Source organism: Micromonospora sp. 050-3 (genome assembly GCF_046549335.1).
Taxonomy (GTDB): Bacteria; Actinomycetota; Actinomycetes; order Mycobacteriales; family Micromonosporaceae; genus Micromonospora; species Micromonospora trifolii.
Window position 1 is genome coordinate 1 of record NZ_JAJPVX010000013.1, and the last position, 502, is coordinate 502.

The following is a 502-nucleotide window of genomic DNA, read 5'->3' on the forward strand; positions in this document are numbered from 1 at the left end:
GGTAAACTGCGTCAGGATCAGTTTGCCTTTGAAGAGTTCACTGTGCTGGATACGGTGATCATGGGGCATAAAGAGTTGTGGGAAGTGAAGCAGGAGCGCGACCGCATCTATGCTTTGCCGGAAATGAGTGAAGAAGACGGCTATAAAGTGGCCGATCTGGAAGTTAAATACGGCGAAATAGACGGTTACTCTGCGGAAGCTCGCGCCGGTGAACTGTTGCTTGGCGTGGGAATTCCAGTGGAACAGCACTACGGCCCGATGAGTGAAGTTGCTCCTGGCTGGAAGCTGCGTGTGCTTCTGGCGCAGGCGCTGTTTGCTGATCCGGATATTCTCCTGCTCGACGAACCGACCAACAACCTCGACATCGACACCATTCGCTGGCTGGAACAGGTGCTGAACGAGCGTGACAGCACCATGATCATCATCTCGCACGACCGTCACTTCCTTAACATGGTCTGTACCCACATGGCGGATCTGGATTACGGCGAGCTGCGCGTTTATA

At 53.8% G+C, this 502-nt stretch carries 1 protein-coding gene; it reads left to right on the forward strand.

The annotated features are described in order from the left end of the window. A partial coding sequence (locus ACLJOK_RS33560) for an ATP-binding cassette domain-containing protein (RefSeq protein ID WP_410822498.1) occupies positions 1-502 on the forward strand: 502 nt, incomplete at both ends.